Source organism: Pseudomonas sp. S3_C06, from assembly GCF_054667675.1.
Genome location: NZ_CP162747.1, coordinates 208,988 through 232,510 on the forward strand (window position 1 = coordinate 208,988; position 23,523 = coordinate 232,510).

At 53.7% G+C, this 23,523-nt stretch carries 24 protein-coding genes and 1 pseudogene; 7 read left to right on the forward strand and 18 right to left on the reverse strand.

Annotation, left to right across the window (positions count from 1 at the left end):
• Positions 1-61 precede the first annotated feature (61 nt).
• The 3 genes from AB4N44_RS00850 to AB4N44_RS00860 all read left to right on the forward strand — a co-directional run bounded on the left by AB4N44_RS00850 (position 62) and on the right by AB4N44_RS00860 (position 4,495).
• Positions 62-763, forward strand: a complete 702-nt coding sequence (locus tag AB4N44_RS00850; RefSeq protein ID WP_007912171.1) for a response regulator — start codon at positions 62-64, stop codon at positions 761-763.
• A 4-nt stretch (positions 764-767) separates the two neighbouring features.
• Complete coding sequence (locus AB4N44_RS00855) at positions 768-2,069, forward strand: ATP-binding protein (RefSeq protein ID WP_460110688.1); 1,302 nt, start codon at positions 768-770, stop codon at positions 2,067-2,069.
• A 161-nt stretch (positions 2,070-2,230) separates the two neighbouring features.
• Positions 2,231-4,495: a hypothetical protein gene (locus AB4N44_RS00860; RefSeq protein WP_460110686.1), complete on the forward strand. Its 2,265-nt coding sequence runs from the start codon at positions 2,231-2,233 to the stop codon at positions 4,493-4,495.
• A 239-nt stretch (positions 4,496-4,734) separates the two neighbouring features.
• Here AB4N44_RS00860 and AB4N44_RS00865 read toward each other — a convergent pair whose 3' ends face one another.
• From AB4N44_RS00865 to AB4N44_RS00875, 3 genes are all read right to left on the reverse strand, one after another.
• Positions 4,735-5,496 carry an anti-sigma factor family protein gene (locus AB4N44_RS00865; protein ID WP_150752090.1) on the reverse strand — a complete coding sequence of 254 codons (762 nt, stop codon included), beginning with the start codon at positions 5,494-5,496 and terminating at the stop codon, positions 4,735-4,737.
• Positions 5,496-5,978 carry a sigma-70 family RNA polymerase sigma factor gene (locus AB4N44_RS00870; protein WP_412072196.1) on the reverse strand — a complete coding sequence of 161 codons (483 nt, stop codon included), beginning with the start codon at positions 5,976-5,978 and terminating at the stop codon, positions 5,496-5,498. Before AB4N44_RS00870 ends, AB4N44_RS00865 begins: the two co-directional genes overlap by 1 nt.
• A 63-nt stretch (positions 5,979-6,041) precedes the next feature.
• Positions 6,042-6,575 (reverse strand): tetratricopeptide repeat protein, encoded by a 534-nt coding sequence (locus tag AB4N44_RS00875; RefSeq protein ID WP_150752092.1) that lies wholly within the window; start codon positions 6,573-6,575, stop codon positions 6,042-6,044.
• Between the two features lie 159 nt (positions 6,576-6,734).
• Between AB4N44_RS00875 and AB4N44_RS00880 the strand changes: the two genes are divergently transcribed.
• The gene (locus AB4N44_RS00880; protein ID WP_460110684.1) at positions 6,735-7,508 is read left to right on the forward strand and encodes a methyltransferase domain-containing protein; all 774 of its coding nucleotides are present in this window, start codon (positions 6,735-6,737) and stop codon (positions 7,506-7,508) included.
• A 120-nt stretch (positions 7,509-7,628) separates the two neighbouring features.
• Here AB4N44_RS00880 and AB4N44_RS00885 read toward each other — a convergent pair whose 3' ends face one another.
• The gene (locus AB4N44_RS00885) at positions 7,629-7,970 is read right to left on the reverse strand and encodes a DUF2834 domain-containing protein (protein WP_460110682.1); all 342 of its coding nucleotides are present in this window, start codon (positions 7,968-7,970) and stop codon (positions 7,629-7,631) included.
• A gap of 249 nt (positions 7,971-8,219) precedes the next feature.
• On the opposite strand from AB4N44_RS00885, the pseudogene ilvA reads away from it, so the two are divergent.
• Positions 8,220-9,209: pseudogene (gene ilvA / locus AB4N44_RS00890) on the forward strand (threonine ammonia-lyase, biosynthetic); the annotation flags it as partial.
• Positions 9,210-9,239: 30 nt separating this feature from the next.
• Here ilvA and AB4N44_RS00895 read toward each other — a convergent pair.
• Positions 9,240-9,545 (reverse strand): NIPSNAP family protein, encoded by a 306-nt coding sequence (locus AB4N44_RS00895; RefSeq protein WP_095120900.1) that lies wholly within the window; start codon positions 9,543-9,545, stop codon positions 9,240-9,242.
• Between the two features lie 21 nt (positions 9,546-9,566).
• Positions 9,567-10,052: a serine protease inhibitor ecotin gene (eco, locus tag AB4N44_RS00900; protein WP_095120899.1), complete on the reverse strand. Its 486-nt coding sequence runs from the start codon at positions 10,050-10,052 to the stop codon at positions 9,567-9,569.
• A gap of 367 nt (positions 10,053-10,419) precedes the next feature.
• On the opposite strand from eco, the gene AB4N44_RS00905 reads away from it, so the two are divergent.
• The gene (locus AB4N44_RS00905; protein WP_007912157.1) at positions 10,420-10,689 is read left to right on the forward strand and encodes a DUF1652 domain-containing protein; all 270 of its coding nucleotides are present in this window, start codon (positions 10,420-10,422) and stop codon (positions 10,687-10,689) included.
• Here the strand turns inward: AB4N44_RS00905 and AB4N44_RS00910 are convergent.
• Both AB4N44_RS00910 and AB4N44_RS00915 read right to left on the reverse strand, forming a co-directional pair.
• The gene (locus AB4N44_RS00910) at positions 10,686-11,084 is read right to left on the reverse strand and encodes a hypothetical protein (protein ID WP_127927248.1); all 399 of its coding nucleotides are present in this window, start codon (positions 11,082-11,084) and stop codon (positions 10,686-10,688) included. The two genes, AB4N44_RS00905 and AB4N44_RS00910, sit on opposite strands and share 4 nt — an antisense overlap.
• Positions 11,085-11,173: 89 nt before the next feature.
• Positions 11,174-11,443: a DUF2790 domain-containing protein gene (locus AB4N44_RS00915; protein ID WP_127927250.1), complete on the reverse strand. Its 270-nt coding sequence runs from the start codon at positions 11,441-11,443 to the stop codon at positions 11,174-11,176.
• Between the two features lie 495 nt (positions 11,444-11,938).
• On the opposite strand from AB4N44_RS00915, the gene AB4N44_RS00920 reads away from it, so the two are divergent.
• Positions 11,939-12,235, forward strand: coding sequence for a hypothetical protein (locus AB4N44_RS00920; protein ID WP_007912147.1), 297 nt, complete (start codon positions 11,939-11,941; stop codon positions 12,233-12,235).
• 52 nt (positions 12,236-12,287) lie between these two features.
• Here the strand turns inward: AB4N44_RS00920 and AB4N44_RS00925 are convergent, their stop codons facing one another.
• The 10 genes from AB4N44_RS00925 to AB4N44_RS00970 form a co-directional block, all read right to left on the reverse strand.
• Positions 12,288-12,845 (reverse strand): DUF3304 domain-containing protein, encoded by a 558-nt coding sequence (locus AB4N44_RS00925; protein WP_316918256.1) that lies wholly within the window; start codon positions 12,843-12,845, stop codon positions 12,288-12,290.
• Entirely contained in the window at positions 12,733-13,224 is a 492-nt protein-coding gene (locus AB4N44_RS00930; RefSeq protein WP_316918257.1) for a DUF3304 domain-containing protein, read from the reverse strand. Before AB4N44_RS00930 ends, AB4N44_RS00925 begins: the two co-directional genes overlap by 113 nt.
• A 78-nt stretch (positions 13,225-13,302) precedes the next feature.
• Complete coding sequence (locus AB4N44_RS00935) at positions 13,303-13,776, reverse strand: DUF3304 domain-containing protein (RefSeq protein ID WP_080762028.1); 474 nt, start codon at positions 13,774-13,776, stop codon at positions 13,303-13,305.
• A 94-nt stretch (positions 13,777-13,870) separates the two neighbouring features.
• A complete protein-coding gene (locus tag AB4N44_RS00940) occupies positions 13,871-14,803 on the reverse strand; it encodes a tetratricopeptide repeat protein (protein ID WP_460110680.1) in 933 nt (310 codons plus the stop codon).
• Positions 14,804-14,835: 32 nt separating this feature from the next.
• Positions 14,836-15,828: a tetratricopeptide repeat protein gene (locus tag AB4N44_RS00945; protein ID WP_224794635.1), complete on the reverse strand. Its 993-nt coding sequence runs from the start codon at positions 15,826-15,828 to the stop codon at positions 14,836-14,838.
• Positions 15,829-15,902: 74 nt separating this feature from the next.
• Positions 15,903-16,895: a tetratricopeptide repeat protein gene (locus AB4N44_RS00950; RefSeq protein WP_460158155.1), complete on the reverse strand. Its 993-nt coding sequence runs from the start codon at positions 16,893-16,895 to the stop codon at positions 15,903-15,905.
• A gap of 5 nt (positions 16,896-16,900) precedes the next feature.
• Positions 16,901-17,872 carry a tetratricopeptide repeat protein gene (locus AB4N44_RS00955; protein WP_224794634.1) on the reverse strand — a complete coding sequence of 324 codons (972 nt, stop codon included), beginning with the start codon at positions 17,870-17,872 and terminating at the stop codon, positions 16,901-16,903.
• Between the two features lie 114 nt (positions 17,873-17,986).
• Positions 17,987-18,958, reverse strand: coding sequence for a tetratricopeptide repeat protein (locus AB4N44_RS00960; RefSeq protein ID WP_224794633.1), 972 nt, complete (start codon positions 18,956-18,958; stop codon positions 17,987-17,989).
• Positions 18,959-18,960: 2 nt separating this feature from the next.
• Entirely contained in the window at positions 18,961-19,941 is a 981-nt protein-coding gene (locus AB4N44_RS00965; protein ID WP_150775559.1) for a tetratricopeptide repeat protein, read from the reverse strand.
• A 16-nt stretch (positions 19,942-19,957) separates the two neighbouring features.
• The gene (locus tag AB4N44_RS00970; RefSeq protein ID WP_460110675.1) at positions 19,958-23,512 is read right to left on the reverse strand and encodes a LysM peptidoglycan-binding domain-containing protein; all 3,555 of its coding nucleotides are present in this window, start codon (positions 23,510-23,512) and stop codon (positions 19,958-19,960) included.
• Positions 23,513-23,523: the final 11 nt, after the last annotated feature.

Sequence of the window (23,523 nt, forward strand, 5' to 3'; positions counted from 1 at the left end):
GGGAGCGAGCCTGCTCGCGAATGGGCCTTATCGGTCGCCACAGCACTTTCTGGATCACCCCATGCCCAACATCCTCCTGGTCGAAGACGACACCGCCCTCGCCGAACTGATTTCCAGCTACCTGGAGCGCAACGGTTATTCCGTCAGCGTGATCGGCCGTGGCGACCACGTGCGCGAGCGGGCACGGGTCAATCCGCCGGATCTGGTGATCCTCGACCTGATGCTGCCCGGCCTCGATGGCCTGCAAGTCTGCCGCTTGTTGCGCGCCGATTCAGCGACGCTGCCGATCCTGATGCTCACCGCCCGCGACGACAGCCACGATCAGGTATTGGGCCTGGAAATGGGCGCTGACGATTACGTGACCAAACCGTGCGAGCCACGGGTCTTGCTGGCGCGAGTGCGTACCTTGTTGCGCCGCAGCAGCCTCGGCGAACCGCTGACCGCCAATGACCGCATCCTCATGGGCAATCTGTGCATTGACCTGTCGGAGCGCACCGTGACCTGGCGCGATCAACCGGTCGAGCTGTCCAGCGGCGAGTACAACCTGCTCGTGGTCCTGGCCCGCCATGCCGGCGAAGTGTTGAGCCGCGACCAGATCCTGCAACGCCTGCGCGGTATCGAATTCAACGGCACAGACCGTTCGGTGGACGTGGCGATTTCCAAGCTGCGCCGCAAGTTCGACGACCACGCCGGCGAAGCGCGCAAGATCAAGACCGTGTGGGGCAAAGGCTATCTGTTCAGCCGTTCCGAGTGGGAATGCTGAACTGATGTTTCGCATCCTGTTTCGCCTGTATCTGGTGACGATCGTCTCCTACAGCGCGGCGATTTATCTGGTGCCGGATCTGGTGGTCATGGCGTTTCGCGAGCGTTTCGTCACCTACAACCTCGACTATTCGCGCGGCCTGCAATCGCTGATCACCCGCCAGTTTCACGCCGTGCCGCACGAGCAATGGCCAGCACTGGCGGCGTCGATGGACAAGGATTTCCAGCCGCTGCACATCGTTCTGGCACGGATCGACGATGCCGAGTTCACCGCCATCGAGCAGCAACGCCTGCGCCGTGGGGAAAACGTCGTGCGCATTGGCGATTGGGGCTGGCGCACGCTGGCGGTGACGCCGCTGGATGACACCACCGCCGTGCAAATGGTCGTGCCGCCGGACCCGATGGACGTCAATCTGTTGTACTGGAGCATCAACGTGCTGATCGGCGCGACGTTGCTGGCCTGCCTGTTGATGTGGCTACGCCCGCACTGGCGTGATCTGGAACGCCTCAAAGGCACCGCCGAACGCTTCGGTAAAGGCCATTTGAGCGAACGCACGAAAATCGCCCAGAGCTCCAACATCGGCAGCCTCGCCAATGTCTTCGACACCATGGCCGGCGACATCGAAAACCTGCTCAATCAGCAACGCGATCTGCTCAACGCCGTGTCCCATGAACTGCGCACGCCGTTGACGCGTCTGGACTTTGGCCTGGCGCTGGCGCTGTCCGATGACTTGCCGACCGCCAGCCGCGAGCGTTTGCTGGGGCTGGTCGCACACATTCGCGAGCTGGATGAACTGGTACTGGAGCTGCTTTCCTACAGCCGTTTGCAGAATCCGGCGCAATTGCCGGAGCAGGTCGAGGTGTCGCTGGACGAGTTCATCGACAGTATTCTGGGCAGCGTCGATGAAGAACTGGAATCGCCGGAAATCGTCATCGACGTGTTGTTGCACGGTCAGCTCGAACGCTTCTCCCTCGATCCACGCCTGACCGCGCGAGCGATCCAGAACCTGCTGCGCAACGCCATGCGCTATTGCGAAAAGCGTATCCAGATTGGCGTGCAGGTCAATGCCGAGGGTTGTGAGATCTGGGTCGATGATGACGGCATCGGTATTCCCGATGATGAGCGGGAGCGAATTTTCGAGCCGTTCTATCGACTGGATCGCAGCCGCGATCGCGCCACCGGCGGGTTTGGCCTGGGCCTGGCGATCAGCCGCCGTGCATTGGAGGCGCAGGGCGGCACGTTGACGGTTGAGTCTTCGCCGTTGGGCGGCGCGCGGTTTCGGCTGTGGTTGCCATCACTCGTCTGATCGAGTGTTGCCCAGCGCTGGCGATCCGATGAATGGTCGCAGTTTCGCTAAATACCTGTCAGATCTGACAGTTGCGGCTGCCAGTGCGGAGGTATCAGATGTCAAGGACAGGTTTCTTGTCCTTTTCAATCACGGATACCTGCACACCAAAGGACTGACTCATGGCCGCACCAACCCTCGAAAAGCCTGTGGTTCCAGGCATGAAGCAACCGGTTTCTACTCCTCAGGCTGCCGAGGCGGGATTGCCTCTGGCGCTGACGTATCTCTACCCCGAAGGCGTCAAAGTGGTCATTGACCCGCCGCCCACTGCGCAGGCGGACGACACACTGGTCCTGCGCCTGAACGGTGATGCAGTTGCCACTAAAGTCATCATGGCGGGCGAGGAAAATCAGCATGCCAGTCTTTACGTGCGTGCAAAGCTTTGGCAAGACGGGCTCAACACGCTTGAGTACGGACTTGAGCGAGCCACTGTCGAGCTGGAAACCTCATATCCGGTGCGGATCTGGTTTCACAGCAAGCGCCCGGGCCTGGTGGATCGGTTTCCGGAGCAGGACGGGCACTCGGAATTGGCGCTGGAGATTGCGCAGTCGATTCGCGATGAAGGCGTGAATGCCAAGCGAGCCCGCGAGGGGGTCGAAGTCGCGTTGTTTTATCCATTGATGAGAGCGTTCGATACGCTGCTGCTCGATTGCAACGACGTAGTGTTGAGCCGTGTCGTGACCCAGGCTGAAGCGGACCTCGGTCAACCGCTGGTGATCACAATTGATGAGGCAACCTTTATCGCGGCGGGAGACAGCCCGGATTTTCGTGTGAGTTACACCGTGCTCGATTGTGTGGGCAATGGCCCGGATACGAACAGTCCAGACTCGGCGAGTCAGTTCCTTTACGTCAACCTCAAGGGCAATTGGTTCGAAGCGCCGATTATCAGTGAGGATCCCGCCGACGCCGAAGATGATCCGGATACCATTGACCTGCAAAAGCTCGATGGCAGGGCCGCCACTGCCCAGGTTTATGTATCTCGCAACTGGTTGAAAGGCGATGAGATCCAATTGCGCGCGCGCTTCCGTGATGCGAAGGGTAGCGAGGAGTCTTTGACACTGACCGAAACAGTGAAGAACACACCATTCATGTACTCGATTCCGGTGCCAAACAAGTATTTTGCTGATGCCGCGGGTGGCGCGGCAGTTTTTTATTTCACGCGGGTGAGTGGCGATATTTCACTGGATCGTTCAGAGGCGATCACCGTCAGTATTGTGGGGGCCGCGACATCAGACCTGCCGCCGCCGACATTGGTCGGCAGTGGCTACGAACTGGATCCGTTCGGTTTTGCAGAGGGCGTCTATGCGCGCGTCGAGTTTACGGATGCGCGCGAGGGCGATATGGCCAGGCTTGTGCTTGATGGCGTTCCAGGGCTTGGTTCGCCGCTTTTTCAACCGGTCAGGTTCAACAACAATCAACGTGCCAACTTCCTGATCAAACCGCAGGTGCTGGCGGCTAATCACGGTAAAACGCTGAAGCTGTCGTGGGAGTTGATACAGGCCGGAGGTACTCGAATGTCAGCCGTACGCAATGTCATCGTGCGGCGCATTGAACCCGCCGACAGGCGTCTGCCAAGCCCCGATATTCCTCAAAGTCTGGGTAATACGCTTGATCTGGGCGCATTTACTGGCCCCGGTCAGGCGACCTGCAAACCTTGGCCGGCAATGGCTGTCGGGCAATTGCGCTGGTTTCGCGTGTATGGCATCGGGCACGATAATTTGCCCTATGAAATTCCGATCGCCCGCGAAGCCCCGGTGACGGAGCCCGAAGTCAATGCCGGCCTGGACAATACCCTTCCTCGAGAACTGCTGCTGAAGTTCAAACCGGGCAGCATGCTATCGGTAGAGTTGATGGTTGCGTTTGCGGGGAACAAGGACGACAGCGACGCAGTGCTGTTCCAAAGGGTTGAGTACGAGGTTCTGAACCTGCCTGCCACGCTGTTGGAAGATTTCGCCCTTGCCCCGGCGCAAGCCGTGAAAAAGGGCGGTGTGATGGAAACCGCAAGCCTGCAGTTCACTTTCGTCTCAGGCGACGGTGAATGCGCAATCATGCCCCGTGACGAAATCGGTGAGTCGTTTGCGGGGCGGATTGACGGCCAGGTATTGAGCATTGGTCGCGATGCCTTCGGCACAGAACCGGTCGTGGTTGAGTTGGAACTCAAGAACGCCTGTACGCGAATCAGCTTCTGGCAGGTGAGTGTCAACTACGAGAACAGCGTTGTAGAGTATTTTTCTGCCGACAAGACATTGCTCGGCAGCAAGAAGCTGGGCTCGTCCTACGGCGTACCGATGAGTGTGCTGTTTGCTGCGCCTGCAATCAAATCGATCAGGATCAACTGTCCCACTGCCGACTGGTTCTCCGTGGACCGCATCAAAGTTGATTACTGATCAGCCTCTGGGCCATGCCTTGCAGCAGTGATGGCGGGTTGTAACCGATCAGCACCAGGCTTTCGCCTTGACCGACGCGTTTGCGGGCAAGCACGCTCCCACAGGTTAGGTGGTTTTCACAAATTTCGTGTACGACACCAACATTGTGGGAGCGAGCCTGCTCGCGAAAGCGCTGGGTCAGTCGCCATCTTCTGCGCTCGGTGTACGCGATATCGAGACGGCGAAGGTCTGCAGCTTTCTTACGCTTTCAGTAGTTGTGAGCGCAGCAGTCCCGCATGCTGTTGCAGTTCTGGCGCAGAGTTACGTCCGATCAGCATCCACGCGTGCTCACGTTCAGTCCAATACACCACGTTCATCTCTCGACGACGCTCATGGGCCAACGGCTGACTGCCGCTGTTTGAGCGCGTGACACACAGCGCCAATGGCCCGTGTTTCGCATCCAGATAAACGATCTGCGCGATGGGCACGCCGTCGTACTCAAGCATTTGTGCCCGTTTGAATTCGGCGCCCGGCAACTTCAAAGTGGCTGGCGAAAGATTCAGGCCAAGACGCGCATCGACCGTACGCAGTTGCGCTCGTTGGGAGGCGTCGTCGGCGGGCAGATGATCGAGCGTCTGCGGCACATACAGCGCCATGTAATCGCCCACCAGCGCGCGCCAGTTGTTCGATTGCGTGGCATGCCAGCCGAGGAATAACCGGTCAGCCAACACGCCACCGGCCAATAGCGCTGCGGCGGCGCCACCGATAAACCAGCGCCGGTTGAAGCCCGGACGCTGTGGTGAAGGAATTGCATCCAGCCGCGCTTGCAGGCGATCCAGCGGTGCCTGTTGCGCCAGTTCGTCATAGGCGTTCTTGTACGGCAGGTTGCTGCGGCTGAGCCATTGCACGCGCAGGCTCAGCAGCGAGTCTTCGGCAATCGCATCGTCGAGTTGATCGCGATATTCACCGTCGAGTTCGCCGTCCAGGTAGGCAACCAGTTGTTCATCCGAAGGTGTGTTCATCAACGGTCTCCTTCGGTGGATTTCGGCACTGCCTGCAACGGCGGGTATTCGGCGAGTTTGAGGCGGGCGGTGGCCAGACGGCTCATCACCGTGCCGATCGGCACTTGCAGGATTTCGGCGACTTCGCGGTAGGACAAACCTTCGACATAGGCCAGATACACGGTTTCGCGCTGGGTTTCGGGGAGCGCATCGACGCGGCGGATCACTTGCGCGGCCATCACGTGAGTCTGCGCGGCGTACTCACCATCGAACGCCAGTTGGACGTCGGCATCGACCTGTCCCGTCCCCTGACGCACGCGCCTGGCGCGCACTTCGTTGAGCCAGATCGAATGCAGAATGCTCAATAACCAGCGATCCATGCGCGTGCCGGCGTTGTATTGACTAGCGCGCTCCAGCGCTCGTACACACGTGGCCTGCACCAGATCCTCGGCCAAATGCCGATTGCGCGACAGCAACAAACCGTAGCGCCACAGTCGCGCCAGATGCTGTCCGAGTTCTGCTCTGAATGCCTGATCGTTGACGATGATGGCGGCCCTTATATGTGCTCAGGTTTTCGATGAATCGTTGATGGCTTCGGCCAGGTCTTGGTATTCCTCGCAGGCCGTGCCGCAAATCGATTTGATCTGCTGCAACTGTTCCTGCGCCAGATCGACGCGACCTTTGATCACATAGGCCTCGCCGAGGTATTCGCGCACTTGCGCGTATTGCGGATCGAGCTTCACCGATTGCAGGTAATAACTGATGCCTTCGTCAGTGCGCCCCAGTTTGCGTGTGGCATAACCGCGATAGTTGAGGGCCTTGGCAGTGTTCGGTTGTTTCAGTGTATCGAGCAGTGCCAGGGCTTCTTCGTAGCGTCCGGCCTTGGCTAGGCGATAGGCGTAATCGGTACGGTCAGCGTCCGGTAACAGGCTGCTGGTTTGCAGCACGCACTTCTGCGTTTTGCTGTCCCAGACCTGGCCTTTCGGGCATTCCGGTTTCTGCACCGGTGCTTCTTCATCACCATTGGCCAAGGCCAAATGGCTGGACATCGCGGCGACCAGCAGCAACGGGGCGGCGAACATAACGGAACGGATAGTCATGGGCAAGGCTCCACAGGGGGTTATGTTTCACTTTGAACACCACAGGGTGAATTTTTATTCATTGCTTTATCAGTGACTGTTCAAGTTCAGCGTAAATTCAAGCGCTATGCTCGGGAGCGTCTGCCGTCGATCCGATGTTTTGCCGTAAGGAGAGTTGCCATGACCGATCACGTCCATCATTCAGCCGCTGCCGGCTACAAAACCGCCGCCGACACCTACGTCAAAGGGCGGCCGGACTATTCGCCGCAGGTCAGTGAGTGGTTGACTGCGACGCTGGGCCTGGATGGGCATAAAACGGTGATCGATCTGGGCGCCGGCACCGGCAAGTTCACCGGACGTCTGGTGGCGACGGGGGCGCAAGTGATCGCCGTTGAACCGGTGGCGCAGATGCTGGAAAAACTGTCTGACGCCTGGCCCGATGTGCTCGCGGTGAGCGGTACGGCGACCGACCTGCCGTTGCCGGACGCTTCAGTGGATGTGGTGATTTGCGCGCAGGCGTTTCACTGGTTCGCCAGTACCGAGGCGCTGAGCGAAATCGCTCGAGTACTCAAGCCGGGTGGCAAGTTGGGGCTGATCTGGAACTTGCGTGATACCGCAGTCAGTTGGGTGCCGAAACTGGATGCCATCGTCAACGCACTGGAAGGGGACACGCCGCGCTATTACACCGGCGCCTGGCGCACAGCATTTCCGCACCCGGCATTTGAGAAATTGCAGGTTGAACAGTTTCATCATGGTCATACCGGCTCACCGGAAGACGTGATCTTCAACCGCGTGCGCTCCATCAGTTTCATCGCCGCGCTGCCGGATGCGAAACGGGCGAAAGTCGATGAGCAGATTCGTGCGTTGATTGCCGCCGAGCCGGAACTGCGTGGCAGGGATGTGGTGACGGTGCCTTACGAAACCGCCGCGTTCGTCGCCGTAAAAAAGGCCTGAATGCCACCACATTCCCGTGTAGGAGTGAGCCTGCTCGCGATAGCGGAGTGTCAGTCACCTCATCTTTGGCTGACACTCCGCTATCGCGAGCAGGCTCACTCCTACAGGGGTTTCAGGTGTTCATAGTATCTGGCTGCACTTTGCCACCGCCTTCTGTTTGCGCTCGCGAACCCCACGCACCACCAGATACAACAACGGCCCGATCGACACAAAAACCGCCGTCAGCAACAAATAAGGCACCACCGACCAGACCGACTGCCCACGCGATCGGGCATCCTTGACCATCCACACCCCGGCCAGTGTGGCCAGCAGATACAGGTCAATCACCACCTGCGCGGTGTCGGGCCGCGACATCAGGCTGATGCCAAAATCGATCAACGACTGTTCAGCCTGGAGCATCACCGAAACGGTATAACCACTAAACACGAGCAAAGCCGCGAGGGGCATGGCGATAGACATCATGCAATCCTTCCTTGGTGTGATGAGAGAGTCGCCAGACTAACGTCACCACGCAAAATTGGCCATTGACTTGCCACCAGCCTGCAGGCTAATTTCCAGCCCATGACTTCGACTGTATCGCGTTGCCAGCCAATGATTATTACCGCCATTCCTCATTTGGCGGGCTAGCTCACGACTGCAGCACCCAACCCGCCCTAGAGGCGGGTTTTTACTTTCTGTCTCCGGGGTTTTGAAAAATGTCAGGAGACGACCATGCCGCACAGCCCCGATCAGCAAACCCTGCTTGAGCACTACGTGAAAAAGATCCTCGCCGCGCCGGTGTACGACCTCGCGGTGCGCACGCCGTTGCAAGCGGCGCCGGCGTTGTCTGAGGCGCTGGGCAACCGGATTCTGCTCAAGCGCGAAGACCTGCAACCGACTTTCTCCTTCAAGATCCGCGGCGCCTACAACAAACTGGTGCAACTCAGTGACGAGCAAAAGGCGCGTGGGGTAATCACCGCATCGGCCGGCAATCACGCGCAAGGCGTGGCGCTGGCAGCGCGCGAACTGGGGATCGCGGCGACCATCGTCATGCCGGCGACGACGCCGGAACTGAAAGTGCTGGGTGTGCGCAGTCGCGGTGCTGAAGCGTTGCTGCACGGCGAGAGTTTCCCGTTCGCGCTGGCCCATGCGCTGCAACTGGCGGAACAGACCGGATGCACCTTCGTGTCTCCGTTCGATGACCCGGAAGTGATCGCCGGGCAGGGCACTGTGGCGATGGAAATCCTCCGCCAGCATCAAGGCACACTGGATGCGATTTTTATCCCGGTAGGTGGTGGCGGTCTGATCGCCGGCATCGCAGCCTACGTCAAATACCTGCGCCCGGAAGTACGCATCATCGGCGTCGAATCAGAACACTCCGCGTGCCTGAAGGCTTCGCTGGAAGCCGATCAGCGTGTCGTGCTGCCCAATGTCGGCACCTTCGCCGATGGCGTGGCGGTAGCGCAGATCGGCGCGTTCGGGTTTGAGGTTTGCCGCTTTTGCGTCGACGAGGTAATCACCGTCAGCAACGACGACCTCTGCGCGGCGATCAAGAACATTTACGACGATACCCGCTCGATCACCGAGCCTTCCGGCGCCTTGGCCGTGGCCGGGATCAAGCAGTACGTAGCGCGAACCGGGGTGCGCGAGCAGACATTCGTGGCGATCGACTCGGGCGCCAATATCAACTTCGACAGCCTGCGCCATGTCGCCGAGCGCGCCGCGGTGTGCGGTGTCTCGGCATGATCAGGCTTACGGCAGCAAGGGGCGCAGGAAGCTGCGCTCGTAGCTGACGATAAACTTCTTCTCGACCAGGCTGGCCACCAGTGCGGTGCTCTCCGTATCGGTCAGCGCGATGTGCCGATAGCTTTCGTAATCCGTCAGCGACGGAAAACTGAACAGGCAATAAGCGATATTGTTCGCGCCTTCGGACGGCAGGAAGTAGCCGTGATGAGTGCCGCCCAAGCGCTCGACGATGCCGAGCCAGGCCTTGGCGTAGGCCTCGAACTCAGGCAATTGGTACGGATCAATGACATATCTGACGTGGCAAGTAATCAAGCAGCGAACTCCTTGTTCGGGTTATTCCTGCAGGGCTGTACCGACTTTGTCCGACGCCGACCAGATGCGATAGCGCACTTCGACCTCCGACGGTGCGTACACCACGACCGGCAACTTGCTGTTGTACCGCAGCATGAAGCCGTCACCGACGACAGGCACGAACGCGCGTTTCTTCTGGCTGCCGGGCGGGCAGGCCATCATCGTGCTCATCGGCCCAATGACCTTTTCCAGTCGATAGAACGGATAACCCCAACCTTCAAGATTCTTCTCATCGAGAACACCGCCCAAACGCTGGCGGTTGCAGTCCACTTCCAAAGTTTTGCCGGCGAGGATTTCAACCTGGAAGTTCTCTTCCTGCTCTTGCTTGGGCAAGTGAATGACCTGACGGGTGAACCCGGCTTCAGCCTTCGGGTACGGCGCGACGTCTTCAAGCTTGGCGGCGTGGGCGAGTGTAGACAGGCAGGCGATGAACAAGCCGGTGGTCGCGTAGACGCGTAAAGAACCCATGGAAGCCTCCGTGCGGGTGTAGGGTGGATAACGGGCATTCTTACCGTCATGGGCCGTGATTGCAAACCAGCGTCGAGTTGCAAATTGCAGTACCCGTCGAGGCCATTCTTGCAATTTGCAAGTAGCCAAATACTGGCACCGCCGCCAAGTGCTTGATTTCATGAGGGTGAAAATGAACCGATGAAAGGCACGCTTTATGCGTCTTTTCAGTGCGGCGCACCGGCCTTGGGCGCCTACACTCCAATGGGCATTTCGCAGTACCACCGCTTGTCGCGCCAGGGAAACAGCGGGGACACACCCGTGCAGGGGCAGCAACGGTCAGCGTGAATACTTGATTGGCATCTCAAAGTAAGGAGAGGGTTTCGCCATGTTTCTGTCTGCCTTGGAACTACGCAATATCATTGAAAGCAGTTTTCTGCCGAAACGCTGCCAGTGCACGCTGTCGCCGGACTTGTCGATGACCGTCAAGGTTTTCGGCGATCACCAGACCGATCAGGTCGATCTGCTGGTCAGTGGCATCGACGCCAGCCATCTCAATGGCTGTCGTGAAATCAACGAACTGATCGCCGGGCTGCGATCCGATCTGAACCAGCAAACTGTGCAACATCACTACAGCCCACGCTCCAGAGTCGTCTAACGCACCGTTTCACCCAGTTCGACCGTCACGCGCCGGGCCTGCACAAAACCAAGGCCCAGCGCGAACTCGACCAGCACCGCGAGCAAAATCCCGGGGCCGGCATGGCCGTTTAGCCATTCCGCAAAACCCAGCACCGCCAAACCAAAACAACCGACAATAAACCCGTTGCTCAGCGCATTGCGCCCCAGCGACGGCGGTGCATTGCGCACCAGATAAAACATCACCCCCAACGCCGCAAACAGCACCGCACTGCGCCGCGCGACAAACCCGGCCGCTTCGGAATATTCAATGCTCCAGATCGCCAGCAGCATGTCCGGGACAAAGCCCCAGGCCAGCGCCAACAGAAAACACAACGAAGAAGTGAGACCCGACAACGTGCGAAACGACAACTGCATGGCGAATCCTTGCGGCAGTGAGGAGGGCTCCGAGCATAACCGCCGAAACTCCCCACGCCTACCGCAAACCCGCAAATCAGACGTTTCTGTCAGTTCTGGAAGTTGCACGCGTCAGACAATTTCCGGTAGCTGATTTCCTCAGGCTTACCGGCGTTGTCGATGTACTTCATGTCGGCCGTCACCACTTTGCACGTTTGTGTTGGCGGCTCGGTCAACGACACCACTTTGGCCACATGCAGCGGCATGCCGTACTCATACGGCACGGCTTTGGACGTGGCAGAGGTGTCATTGGCCTGGGCCAGCGCGGCAAACGCGGTGCAGGCGAGGGCGGCGCTGAGCAATAAAGGACGAATGTTCATGAAAGGACTCCCGTGTGGCGGTTCTAGAGTTCGGCGTGATTCACCCGAACCTGCCGCACTGGGCAACAGCCAGAATGGCTGAGGGCGTGCGGTTCAGTAGAGTTTTTGACCGCGACGTTAAGCGATGGTTAACCGAGCTGAACGCCGGCTGTCAGGGAGTGGGGTGGTTTTCTCAGGAAGGTTTGGCGAATTCCTACAACGGCTGGTGCCTTGTCTGCTTTCGGCGGCTGGAGGGGGCGGTTATTGTCGGTTGCCGCTGCAAAATCAGTGGTTCGGGTTTGGTCACCTGAGAAAAGTTCATTGCATATGTGCCATCATTCGCACCGCTCGGATTTCTTGATCCGTGGAGTGCATTGCTATGGCGGCTGTGTGCAGGACGCCTTCGGGCGAGCTGAGTTTTGAACTGTTCTCGGTTGACCAAGCCTGTACACGGCCGCCTCCCACCGTTTGGTCACGGCTATGGCGGTTACCTTCTAATACAGTTGAGTAATCAGAATGCCAATAATTAAACTGCTACAAAACCGCTATCTCCCCCTCAGCAGCAACGTCACCGAAACCCCGACATTGCTCATCGACACCCAAGCCAACCCGAAAGACATCCTCGAAGCCGCCGTCCAGCGCATCCGCGCCGCCGCCGACCTGCTCGAAACCCTGCATTGCCTGTGCTTCAAGCACGCCGACGTGCAGGACATTCCACACATCACCCATGCGCTGTACCTGCTGACGCAGGATGGCAATGATTTGCTGCAGGTGGCGCAGCAGCAGATGTTGAGTTGGAAGGCGCCGGTTTGATGAGAAATTGAAAGGACTCAGCCACGGGGCGGAGTGAGAAACGACCCGTGTTTCAGCGTGGTAAGGATTCCGTTGAGTGAGGACGCGGATCCAGCACCGTCGATGCCCACTCCAACTCGATACGATTGTTCGGCAGAAAATAGACATGCAACGTGTCATCGCCACGGTTGCGTGAAGGCAAGTGCACTTGCACTTCGTGTCTTTCGATCTTCATTCCCAGATCCTCTTGAGCTTTAGACATGCTCAGAACCCACGCAACCTTAGCGGTGTTGCCATTGATGCTCCAACAGCAGGTCACCCCTCCGTTACCGCCCCAGTGACCATTTACCCAATAGCTGCCGATGGGACGATCAGTGTAATTGTGGGATGTAAGGGCAGCACCGGGCGTACGAACACGGTCATGAATTAGAGATGTCACAAAAGCGGCCAGCAGCACTGTCGCGCAGATCAATATCTTCGAGCGACTGGACATGGGCGTCTGACTGAATCGCATATTCTTACTGCGCCTCACTGTTTTCCGAAACAGCTTTGGTTGGTCGGGGTTCAAATGGGCTAAACAAGTCAGGACTCCATCCGAGCCGTACTTTATTACCCGGATCAAAGCGCACATGCAGGTACTGATCGTGTGGGCCACGCTGGGGAAGCGAAAGCTGAACTTCATGGCGCTCTTCTACCGCGCCCTGTATTTGCTGCTGTTTGGTCATGTCCAATATCCAAGTGACTTTGGCTGTGTCTCCCTCAAATTTGGAGCAGCACATTATTCCACCGCCGCCGTTGGCAAAAAGGTTCCCACCCCAAAATCCATTGACCCAGAAACTGAAAATCGGTCGCACCATGTGGTTTTCCGAAGTCATCATTGCACCTGGCGTGCGGAACAGTGCGAGGATTTTGGGGGTGGCGTAGCTAAGCAGCAATGCCAGTACAGCTAGGGCTATTCGTCTTCGTCGCCATGTGTGTTTCCGGCTGGCGTCCGCAGCAATATCTATCACGCGCATAAGGTCCAAAGCAGAGAGTTGTACTTATATTCTACGGCTGGATTCTGTTTTGAGAATGACAATGCCGATCAGTTAAGGACCGGTCGTACTCGGTTCAGAATCAAATGGGCTGATCAAGTTAGAACTCCATTTCAGCTCAACTGCGTTTCCGGGTAAAAAACGAACGTGCAGATAATCATCGCCTCGTGCTCGATGAGGTAGAGGCACGTTTAACTCGTGATATTCTTTCTGCACACCTTTCCTTAGCTGATCGCCAGTTCGGCCGAGAGTCCAGGTAACCCGAACCGATTTCCCTTCGATTTTCCTGCAACAAACAATCCCTCCGCCGCCCATTGCAGAAAGATTGCCACCCCCAAAATCATTTACTGAAAAGAAAGAAATTGGGCGATCCGTGTAATTCGATGACGTCAGCATGGCACCAGGAGTACGTAGTAGCTCCAGAATTTTCGGGGTGGCGTAGCAAAATAGTAAAGCCACCACACTAAGAACTATTTTTCGTCGTCGCCAGCTTTTTCTGAGGTGTGTATCTTTCAAAATATCGATCATGTAGCCTTCGGGTTCCTGGCTTGAGATCTAGAAACTTAGTATTTTAGATGACGCTTAATTATTTCTTGCTTGAATTTTTAATATTTCAACCATTTTATCTGCCAAGTTTCTCTGGAAAGAAGGAGAGCGGTGGGTGAGTGGTTTTCCATTCCTCAGCGACAGCTGTTGAGCTTTCTATCTGTTGAGATGTCATTTTGCTTCCAATTTCTTCGAGAGTATCTTGAACGAAATCTTGAATAGCGCCTCCACCATCCAGCTCTTTCAGCAAGCTAATCAGTGCATAACCTTTAACAAGGTCTAGGGTATAACCAACTTGGTCAGGCGCATGGGCAATGTAAGAGCCATAACTGCTAATTGCTTTTTGATCGCCCGTTTCAGCTGCTGCCTGAAGCCAATGGCGCACCCCTTCAAGATCGCCTTTCTTATACAGGATCTCAATGTATTCCATCATTGCTTTTGGGTTGCCGCCTTCAGAGGCAGCTTTCAGCCATTTGCTGATGGCCTCATCACGTTTTCCAGGTATAAGAAAAAATCCCTCACCTTGTCGATCACCGACGGCCATCCAATATTGCGCGAGCGCATAACCTGCGTTTGCAGATTTTTCCAACCAAGTACGATCGGAAGTTATTTCATACATTAAATACAAAGACTCAGGGGTGTCTGTGCTTGATGCTGTTTTTTTAGCCTGAATCAACCAATCGGCGCTTGATTTTTTACTCGCGGGACAATTGGTCATTTTTCTGCAGAGGTCATCGTTTTGGCGGCCTAGCTGAATCATGGCAAATATAGAACCATTATTCGCAGCGGTTTCGTACCATTGCTGCGATTCAGCAGTCATGTACCGGCTTCGCTTTCGAAGTGCCTCGGCAAAGTAATACTGTGAATTCACATTTCCCGAATCGGCCTCTTTTTTTAGCTCGCGAATCGCCAAGTCTAATTTTAGCTGGTTGTATAACACCACTCCCAGGGTTGATTCATTTGTTTGCGAATGTGCTGAGCTGTTTGCAGAAAGAGCGGCGATCAGCATTACTATAATAATTCTAAATGCTCGCACTGCTATCAATAACCTAGCTTGTCAGGGTAAAACGAGAGAGGCGAATGGTTGGCCTTCCACGTTTTTGCGAGCTCTTTTGCTTTTTCTATTTGCTCTTTTGACATGTTTTTTTCTATGTCAGGTAATGTGTCATTGACGTCTCGTACTACATTGCCTCCACCATTAAGTTCTAGCAGGTTTGAAAGTAAAGCATATGATTTTATTGGGTCGAATGCGAAACCGTATTTTGAGTTTTCTTCGCCTATGTAGGATGCATATCCAAATACACCTTCTACGTAGCTCGAGTCAGCTGCTTTTTCGTTCCAGTTTCTGAACGAGGCTAAATCATTTTTTTCGATCATGATTGCGGCTAACCCCATCATTGCAAGTGGATAACCATTTTCAGCGGACGCCTTCATCCATCGTTCGATAGCTTGGTTGCGTCTCGAGGGTAGTAAAAATGAACCACTCCCTTCTTGGTACTTCGTCGCCAGACGGAACTGCGCTAATGCGAATCCGTTCTCTGCTGACTTCTCTAACCAGTCATCGTTGCCTGTCATTTCATATAACAGGTACATTGATTCGCTATCTCCCTGCGTTGCGCGTTGAATTGCAAGGCTTTTAGCTTTAATTACCCAGCTGCTAGGAGAGTCTTCACCTGGTGGACAGTTTTTCATGGTTGAACACAAGTCGTCTTCAATTCTCCCAAGGCGAATCATAGAGTAGATATTCCCCTTTTTTGCGGAGCTTTCGTATGCTTTTTTAGCTTCCGGAGTCATGTGGCGGTTATTTTTTCTTAACGCTTCGCCCAGATAGTAGAGCGCCTCGTCATCTCCGCCGTCAGCGGCGGTTTTCAAAAAATCGATCGCAGAAATGGCTTTGTATTGATTGTAGAGTTCAATGCCCTGGATTTTTGCCTGAAACTGTTCGTGCGTAAGAGCAGATGATTCGGTTGCTATTATAGTTAACAATGTTAACGCCGCAGTCATTAGTTTTATTGGTATCTTTGCTGAATTCATGGGTGGTTGTTTCTTCTCTGCGGAAGTAAGGGGGGCGGTTAGGCTTCGATTAAAATTCGGCGGTCCGCGCCTCCCTAAAGAAATACCAAAAAACCGGAGTCAGTCGCTAAGTTTTTCGGGGAAAAAGAAATCGGTGGATGGGTGGCTTTCCACTCTTGCGCAACGATTTTTGACTGTTCAATTTGTTTTGGTGTCATTTTTTCAGCAATCTTTTCAATTTTACGGTCAGCATAATCTTGCACTCCACCGCTGTCGCCGAGCTCCTTTAACAAAGAAAAAATAGCGTAGCCTTTAACTAGGTCCAGTGGGTAGCCAACTTTGTCGGGAGTATGTGAAATGTACGCTCCATAGTTGCTCAGAGCTGCTTGCTCGCCGGTTGCTGCGGCCACTTCAAGCCAGTGCCGAGTGCTCTCCATTTCTCCTTTTACATACAGTGTTTCTAGATATTCCATCATCGCTTTTGGGTTGCCACCCTCGGAAGAGAGAAGTAGCCATCTTCTTACTGACGCATCACGTCCTCCAGGAATGAAGAAGTAACCTTCACCTTGTCTTTCACTTACAGCCATCCAATATTGCGCGAGTGGATATCCTGCATTTGCAGATTTCTCTAGCCACTTATGATCCAAGGTGATTTCGTACATTAAATACAGAGATTCTGGATCGCCATCATTTGCCTTCGGCAAAGTGATTTTCTTGGCTTCCACGAACCACTCGGCTTGAGTTTTTTTAGACGGTGGGCAGTTTTCCATTATTGCGCAAAGATCGTTTTTTGCTCTGCCCAACTGAATCATTGCGTATATGGAGCCATTCATCGCCGCCGTTTCATACCAGTGCTGTGCTTCTGGCGTCATATATCGGTTGCGCTTTCTTAGCGCTTCGCCTAAGTAGTATTGCGACTCCACATTTCCAGATTGCGCTTCTTTTTCTAATGAGGGAAAGGCTGCGTCAAATTTTAACTGATTATATAACGCAATGCCTGCAGAAACTTCGCGCGCTGATTTTGACGCAAAAGCAGGCGTGGTACTTATTAAAAATGTTGCGACAAAGAAATACCTGAATAGCCTCATTGGCGTTAATATCCTAGCTTGTCAGGGAAAAACGAAAGAGGCGGGTGGTTGGCCTTACACGTTTTTGCGAGTTCTTTTGCTTTCCCTATCTGCTCTTTTGACAGGTTTTTTTCCACTTCTGGCAAAACATCGTTAACATTGTTTATTACGTTTCCACCACCATCAAGCTCTAGTAGATTTGATAGTAGCGCATATGACGTCACTGGGTCTGAGGTGAATCCGTATTTTGGTTCAACTTCGCCTATATAAGAAGCATAACCAAAAACCGCTGATACGTAGCCTGAATCAGCGGCTTTTTCATTCCAAGTTCTAAACGATGAAAAGTCGGCTTTTTCAAGCCTGACAGCGGCAAATCCCATCATAGCTGGAGGATAGCCATTCTCTGCAGACGCTTTCATCCACTTTTCGATTTCATCTGATCTTCTGGAGGGCAGTAGGAACACTCCGCCACCTTCTTGATATTTAGTCGCTAAACGAAATTGCGCCAATGCGAAACCTTTTTCTGCAGATTTTTCTAACCATTCATCGTTCCCTGTTATTTCCCATAACAAGTACATAGACTCAGCATTTCCATGAGATGCCTGATCAGTCGCAAGCTTCTTAGCTTCATTTATCCAGCCTTCAGGCGATTGCTCAGAGGGGGAACAATTTTTCATAGTTACGCACAAGTCTTGGTCCGCTCCTCCGAGCCGAATCATAGAATAAATATTGCCTTTTTTTGCTGACTCCTCGTAAGCCCTTTGTGCTTCCTGAGTCATGTATCTGTTATTTTTTCTTATTGATTCGCCTAAGTAATAGAGTGCCTCATCATCGCCACTATCAGCGGCGATCTTCAAAAACTCAATCGCAGAAATGGCTTTGTATTGATTGTATAGCTCGATGCCCTTTATTTTTGCCCGAGATTGTTCATGCGTAAGCGCGAATGACTGAGTTGACGCTAGGGCTAACAACATGATCGCAGTGGCCATCAGTTTCATTGGTGTTTCTGCCGAGTCTATGGAAGCTGGTTGCTTCGTCCGGGATGTTAAAGGGTGGTAGCCCACCACCATGAAATCCGGAGTGCGCCACCCTGAAAATACGAGACAATCGAATCAGTTACTCAGTTTGTCGGGGAAGAACGAAAGCGGCGGGTGAGTGGCTTGCCACTCCTGCGCGACAACTTTTGATTGTTCAATTTGTTCCGTTGTCATTTTTTCAGCAATGCTGTCTGATTTTTTTTCGACGAATCTTTTTATTCCTCCGCCTCCATCAAGATCTTTCAGCAGCGAGAAAAGCGCATAACCTTTAACTAGATCCAGGGGATAACCCAGCTTATCTGGTGTATGCGAAATATAAGCGCCATAACTGCTTACTGCTGCTTGGTAACCGGTGTCAACGGCTAATTCAAGCCAATGGTGAATATTCTCGGTGTCGCCTTCTCTATGTAAAATTTCCAAGTAATCCATCATGGCTTTTGGATATCCGCCTTCCGACGAAAGCAAAAGCCATTTTTTTACAGACGCATCGCGTTTTCCTGGAATCAAGAAGAAGCCTTCGCCCTGTCGTTCGCTGATCGCCATCCAGTACTGCGCAAGCGGGTATCCTGCGGTTGCGGATTTCTCTAACCAATCACGATTCAGAGTGATTTCATACATTAGATACAAGGATTCGGGATCGCCTTCCTGCGCCTTTGGTAGCGCTAATCCTTTAGCTTGTGCAAACCATTCTGCTTGGGTTTTCTTGAATGGAGGGCAGTTGCCAATCTTCTGACAAAAGTCATTTTTGTGTCGGCCCAGTTGAATCATTGCGTATATATTGTCTTTTTCTGCTGCCTTTTCATACCAATGTTGCGCTTCGGGTGCCATGTAGCGACTTTTTTTTCGAATGATTTCTGCTAAGTAATATTGAGAATCGGAATTCCCATCGTTGCTTTCAATTTGGAGTTGTTGAGTCGCTGCGTTTATTCTAAGTTGATTGTATAAGACCAACCCTGAAATTTTTTCGGGTTCGCTGTCTGTCGCTAGGCTTAGATCTACCCAAAAAAATATAACAATTAATAAAGGCCGCATAGAAAATTTAGACACTACTATTGCCTGCCTAGTTTTTCCGGGAAAAAGGAGAGTGGAGGATGTGCCGCTTTCCATTCTGAAGCGAATTTCTCGGCGCTCACAAGTTGTGCTGGAGTCATTTTCTCTGCAATCTCTGGAAGTACTTCATCTACATAAGATTGCATCCCTCCACCTTCATCTAGTTCCTTCAGAAGTGAGGTTATCGCATATCCTTTTACCACATCAAATTCGAATCCGAACCTTTCAGGAGCATGTGCTAAGTACGCGCCGTAACTGGTGACGCCGCTCTCATATCCGCGTTCGGCGGCGGTTCTAATCCAATGGCGAGCGGTTTCAAGATCACCACTATTTTCATGTAGATAAGCCGCATACTCCATCATCGCGCGGGGATTTCCACCTTCGGCCGATGCTTTCAACCAATTACCTACGGATGCGTTGCGCCTGCCCGGAAGGAAGAAACCTTCGCCTTGTCTATCGCCAATAGCCATCCAATATTGCGCTGTTGCATTTCCAGCAAGCGCTGATTTTTCCAACCAGCTACGATCTAACGTTATTTCATACATAACATACATCGCCTCAGCGTCACCGTGTTCAGCCCTAGGCTGCGCTAGATCACGTGCATTACGAAGCCAATCGACTGGAGCTTTAATAGAGTTTGGGCAATTGTTCATCCTTTTACATAGATCATCACCACTACGCCCTAACTGAATCATTGCGTAGTAGTTCCCTTGCTTTGCAGCAGCTTCATACCATTTTTGCGCTTCAGAGGTTATGTAGCGATTTCTCTTTCGTAAAGCTTCTGCTAAATAGTATTGTGCTTCATCATTTCCGGCTTCAGATGCGGATTTTAGATAAGGAATCGCTGATGAAATTTTAAGTTGGTTGTAAAGAACCACTCCCTTTTCTGCTGGAGAAGGTTGCACTTGGTTGTCGCTCGCTATTGCAATTGCTGGCACTAAAGCGATAAATGTAACGAAAAAACTTCTCAATAAGCTCATTTGTTATTAGCCTGTATTAGCGAGACGGCTCGACGTATGTGGCTCGGGGCGAAGAGGTATAGGTTCTGCCTTGAAAATTACTACGCTGGCAAGTTCCATCTAGATTTGCACCAAGTAGCTTCACGTGTTTTTTGTAATTTTCACGCATCCTGTCGTTTGCTGGGCTCATTAAGCTAAGTACGGGGGTGCTCATGAATCTATCTAAAATTAATCGATTACTGCAGTAATTTTGATTGGAGTCTTTAATTTCTACTCCGAAACCGTTCATGCGGATGCAGGCTCGTTCAAACTGCTTTTGCGCTTGACTAACGGTGTTTTGCTGCTGAGCATTTTTTGTAATCCAGTTAAGTATTCGCTCTATTGCTCGCTGTTGTATCAGATGTGACTCCGAGTCATTGTATTCGCGTTTTTTGCTTTTTAGTGTTTCGTTATCGCCGTTGTTTAGAGCGACTGTAAATGATTGTGGCGAGCTTGTAAGGGTCAGTAGTAAGGGGCCAAGTGCCTCTGGAATAGCATTTACGCACCACTCTTCTAACTCTCTCTGATCTGCGTATTCGATAATCGCATCCGCAATCGGACCTCCCTTGCCCCCACTAGTTAATGCTTCATACAAACTCATTACTACGTCTAAACGCATCATGTATGCCATGGACACGTTCAGACCAGCAGCGCCAAGTGTATTGAGCGCCGCGGCATACTCACTTGCGTCCTGCTCCATCCATTCGATTTTTCTGCCTTGCGCCTTATGCAACTCTTTGCGATACAGGTTGATGAGGTCAACGACTGCCTCATAGCCAACTTCGAATTTAAAGCTACCGTTAGCACCCGGACCCAGCACTACCGCGGCCTTCAGGTTCAGAATAAACCGCCCCTTATCCAGAGACACCTGCGCTGTTCCCTGAAAGCCCGCACCTAAGGCCACGCCAACGGAGCCGCTTAGCTTGGCTAACGTCAGCCATGGATTTGCGCTTTTCGCGTCTTTAGCGCTGCCAACGCCCATCGTTGGCGCGGTGCGCAGGGCGACGAGTTCCTTTGGCGGTGCCCAGTTCAGCGCTCCGGTGAGTTCGATGGCGGCTTGCAAGCCTCCAAACACATTGAAGCTGGCTTTTGCGCCGTTTTCGACTTGCACTTTGGCGAAGCGGCCGCCTCGCAGTTGGTCTGTGCTCTTGGAATCGGCGTAGGTGCCGGATTTCGATTTGTGTTCAAGATCGGGAGTAGGGCTGTCGTCACCGCTGTCGGCCTTGGCTTGCTTGGCGGCGGCGTGATCGGAGCGTTCTTCTTTTGCCGAAGCATCTTCACGCTGTGCGCGTTTTACCGGGCTCAGTGACGCCCCATACTTGACGTTGCCGAAGATCGGGCTCAACTCGACGCTGCCGGCTAGCAGCAACGATGCTCCGGCGTAGCCCCATGCCTTCACACCAAAGTGGAAGGAGAAGCGGCCGAAATTCATTTTTTGCGGGCTGCCGTCCAGGAGGTAATCAAGCGTGATTTCTTGAGCACTGGCTTTGGCAGGCATGTCGACTTTCATCAACTGAACTTCGCCACGGGCCAGGTCCAGGCTCAAGCCCATCTCGCCAGATATCTGGAAACCCTCGGCGGCGGACATTTTCGGGCCTTCGAGCTTTACTTCACCGTGAATGTTTGGCTGTGGAGGTGTCAGGCAACGGACCAATTGCGCCTGAGGGCTAGCATCAAAAAGTCTTACTTTGCCGCGCACACTTTTCTTGAACACCAGTTGCTGAAGGTGTTCGCCCCAGTTGGTCAGGGTCGCGTCGTCTTCCAGTTCAGTGACCTCATAGCCTTGCTTTTTCAAGTAAGCATAAAAGTCTTTGGCTTTGAACCAGCCTTTTTCATCGAAACAGTCGCCGACCTGATCGCTGAACTTGATGGCGCCCTGATCTAGAAGCCATTGGCGGAACGAATTGATTTCACTATTTTTATCGGAGCCTTCGGTTGCGTCCGCGGGCAAACTTTGAGCGACCTTTTTTATTGAACCGGCTGCTTTTTTTGAATCCTCTTTCAGGATCTTTTTTGCGTCTTTCAGGTTCGCCATGCTGAACCAGCCCAGGGGCGTACCCTTGGCATCTGAAAGACTGACTTCACGCAGCGGAAAGCCCGGTTTCACCATGCGGTCGACCGGTTTTGGCTGGAACTCTTCCGGGTCCCAAATTAGATAACGCGCAGGCTTGCTGTTGCTGACATTGCTTTGGGCTTTTGCTTGAAGGTCGTCTTTGGTCTTTTGCAGGCTATCCCATTTGGTCCGTTCCACATCAACCAGGCCCGCCGGCGCTTGGGCGTTCTGGCCTGTTGCCTCGATCCAGCGTTTGTATTTCTCTTGAAGCTGCGCTGTAACTTCCGCCTGCTCTTTCTCGGTATCCAGATACAGTTTGAACTGCTCGATGCCGGAAGGAAGGCCGTCACTGATCAAAGCGAATTCTGGAAGTGCGATGCCGTACTCAGACGCTTTGATAATGGATTCAGTGTAAGCATGATAATCAAGCGCATCGGCGTTTTTGTAGAGCGTCAAGACATACCCGACCAGATCGGCGGTGCAGTCATTCATGCCGCTGCAGATGTTTTCGTAGCTTTTTTTCTTTTCCGCCAGGGCTTTCGCAACGTCTTCCAGCGGGACCTGCTTGAAGTCTTTGTTGCCGAGAAGTTTCTTGCGAGCCTCCAGATAAGCCTGCACCCGTGCGCGCGCCTCAATCGCCTCTTTGGAATAGAGCGAGCCACTTTCGTAGGTGTAGCCTTCCAGCTTCGCGGCCGCTACCGCTTCTTTTTTCAGCGCATGCCACTCAGCCCTCCGCTTGTAAAAATCGGCATAGGCTTTGTGGACGTCCTGGTCAGTAGCCAGGTCTGCCGTTAGACGGTCCATGCGCGATTGCGCGGTGTCCTCTTGAGGAGATTGTGCAGGAGCCGCTGCCGGTTTGTTTCCGTTAACTTCGTTTTGCCTCTTTTTGGCGGTGGCGGGATCGATTTCGATCTCATCCCCCATCGCTTCAAACTCTTCCATCCGCGTACGCTTCTCGCCCGTGAGGAAGTTGCTCAATTTGGGCTCAAGGAAGTATTCCAGCAAACCAGATTCCTGCAGCCCGTTCAGGCGTGCATCACGTGGTTTGCTGGGGGCAATCATTTTATCCAGCGCGAACATCGATTCTTTGATGGCAGACTTTGCCCGCTCAGGGAGCAGCCAGAACTCTTGCTCCTCAGTGGCATAAATCGCGCTGGCAAACTTTTTAGAACACGGAGGTGCGTGGGGTTTGAAGGTCTTTGAACTCTGATCAGGAGCGTCCTTGACCGGATCCAGTTCAACCAGATCCTCAGCGGAGCACTGAGTGGGCGCTTCCGGGGCTGCCTGCGCAGGCGCTTGCGACGCGGCGGGCGGCTGAGCGGTAGGCGTGGCGGCCGCTTGAGCGCTTTTGGGGACGCTCAGGTTCCAGCCGACTTTGACGTTGTCCGGATTGGTGATGAAGGGGTTGAGCTGGCGAAGTTGCGCCACGGTGCTGTTGTAGCGCGAAGCGATCTGGCCCAGGGTTTCGCCGGGCATGACGGCGTGATTCGTGATTTCCATGGTGATTCCGT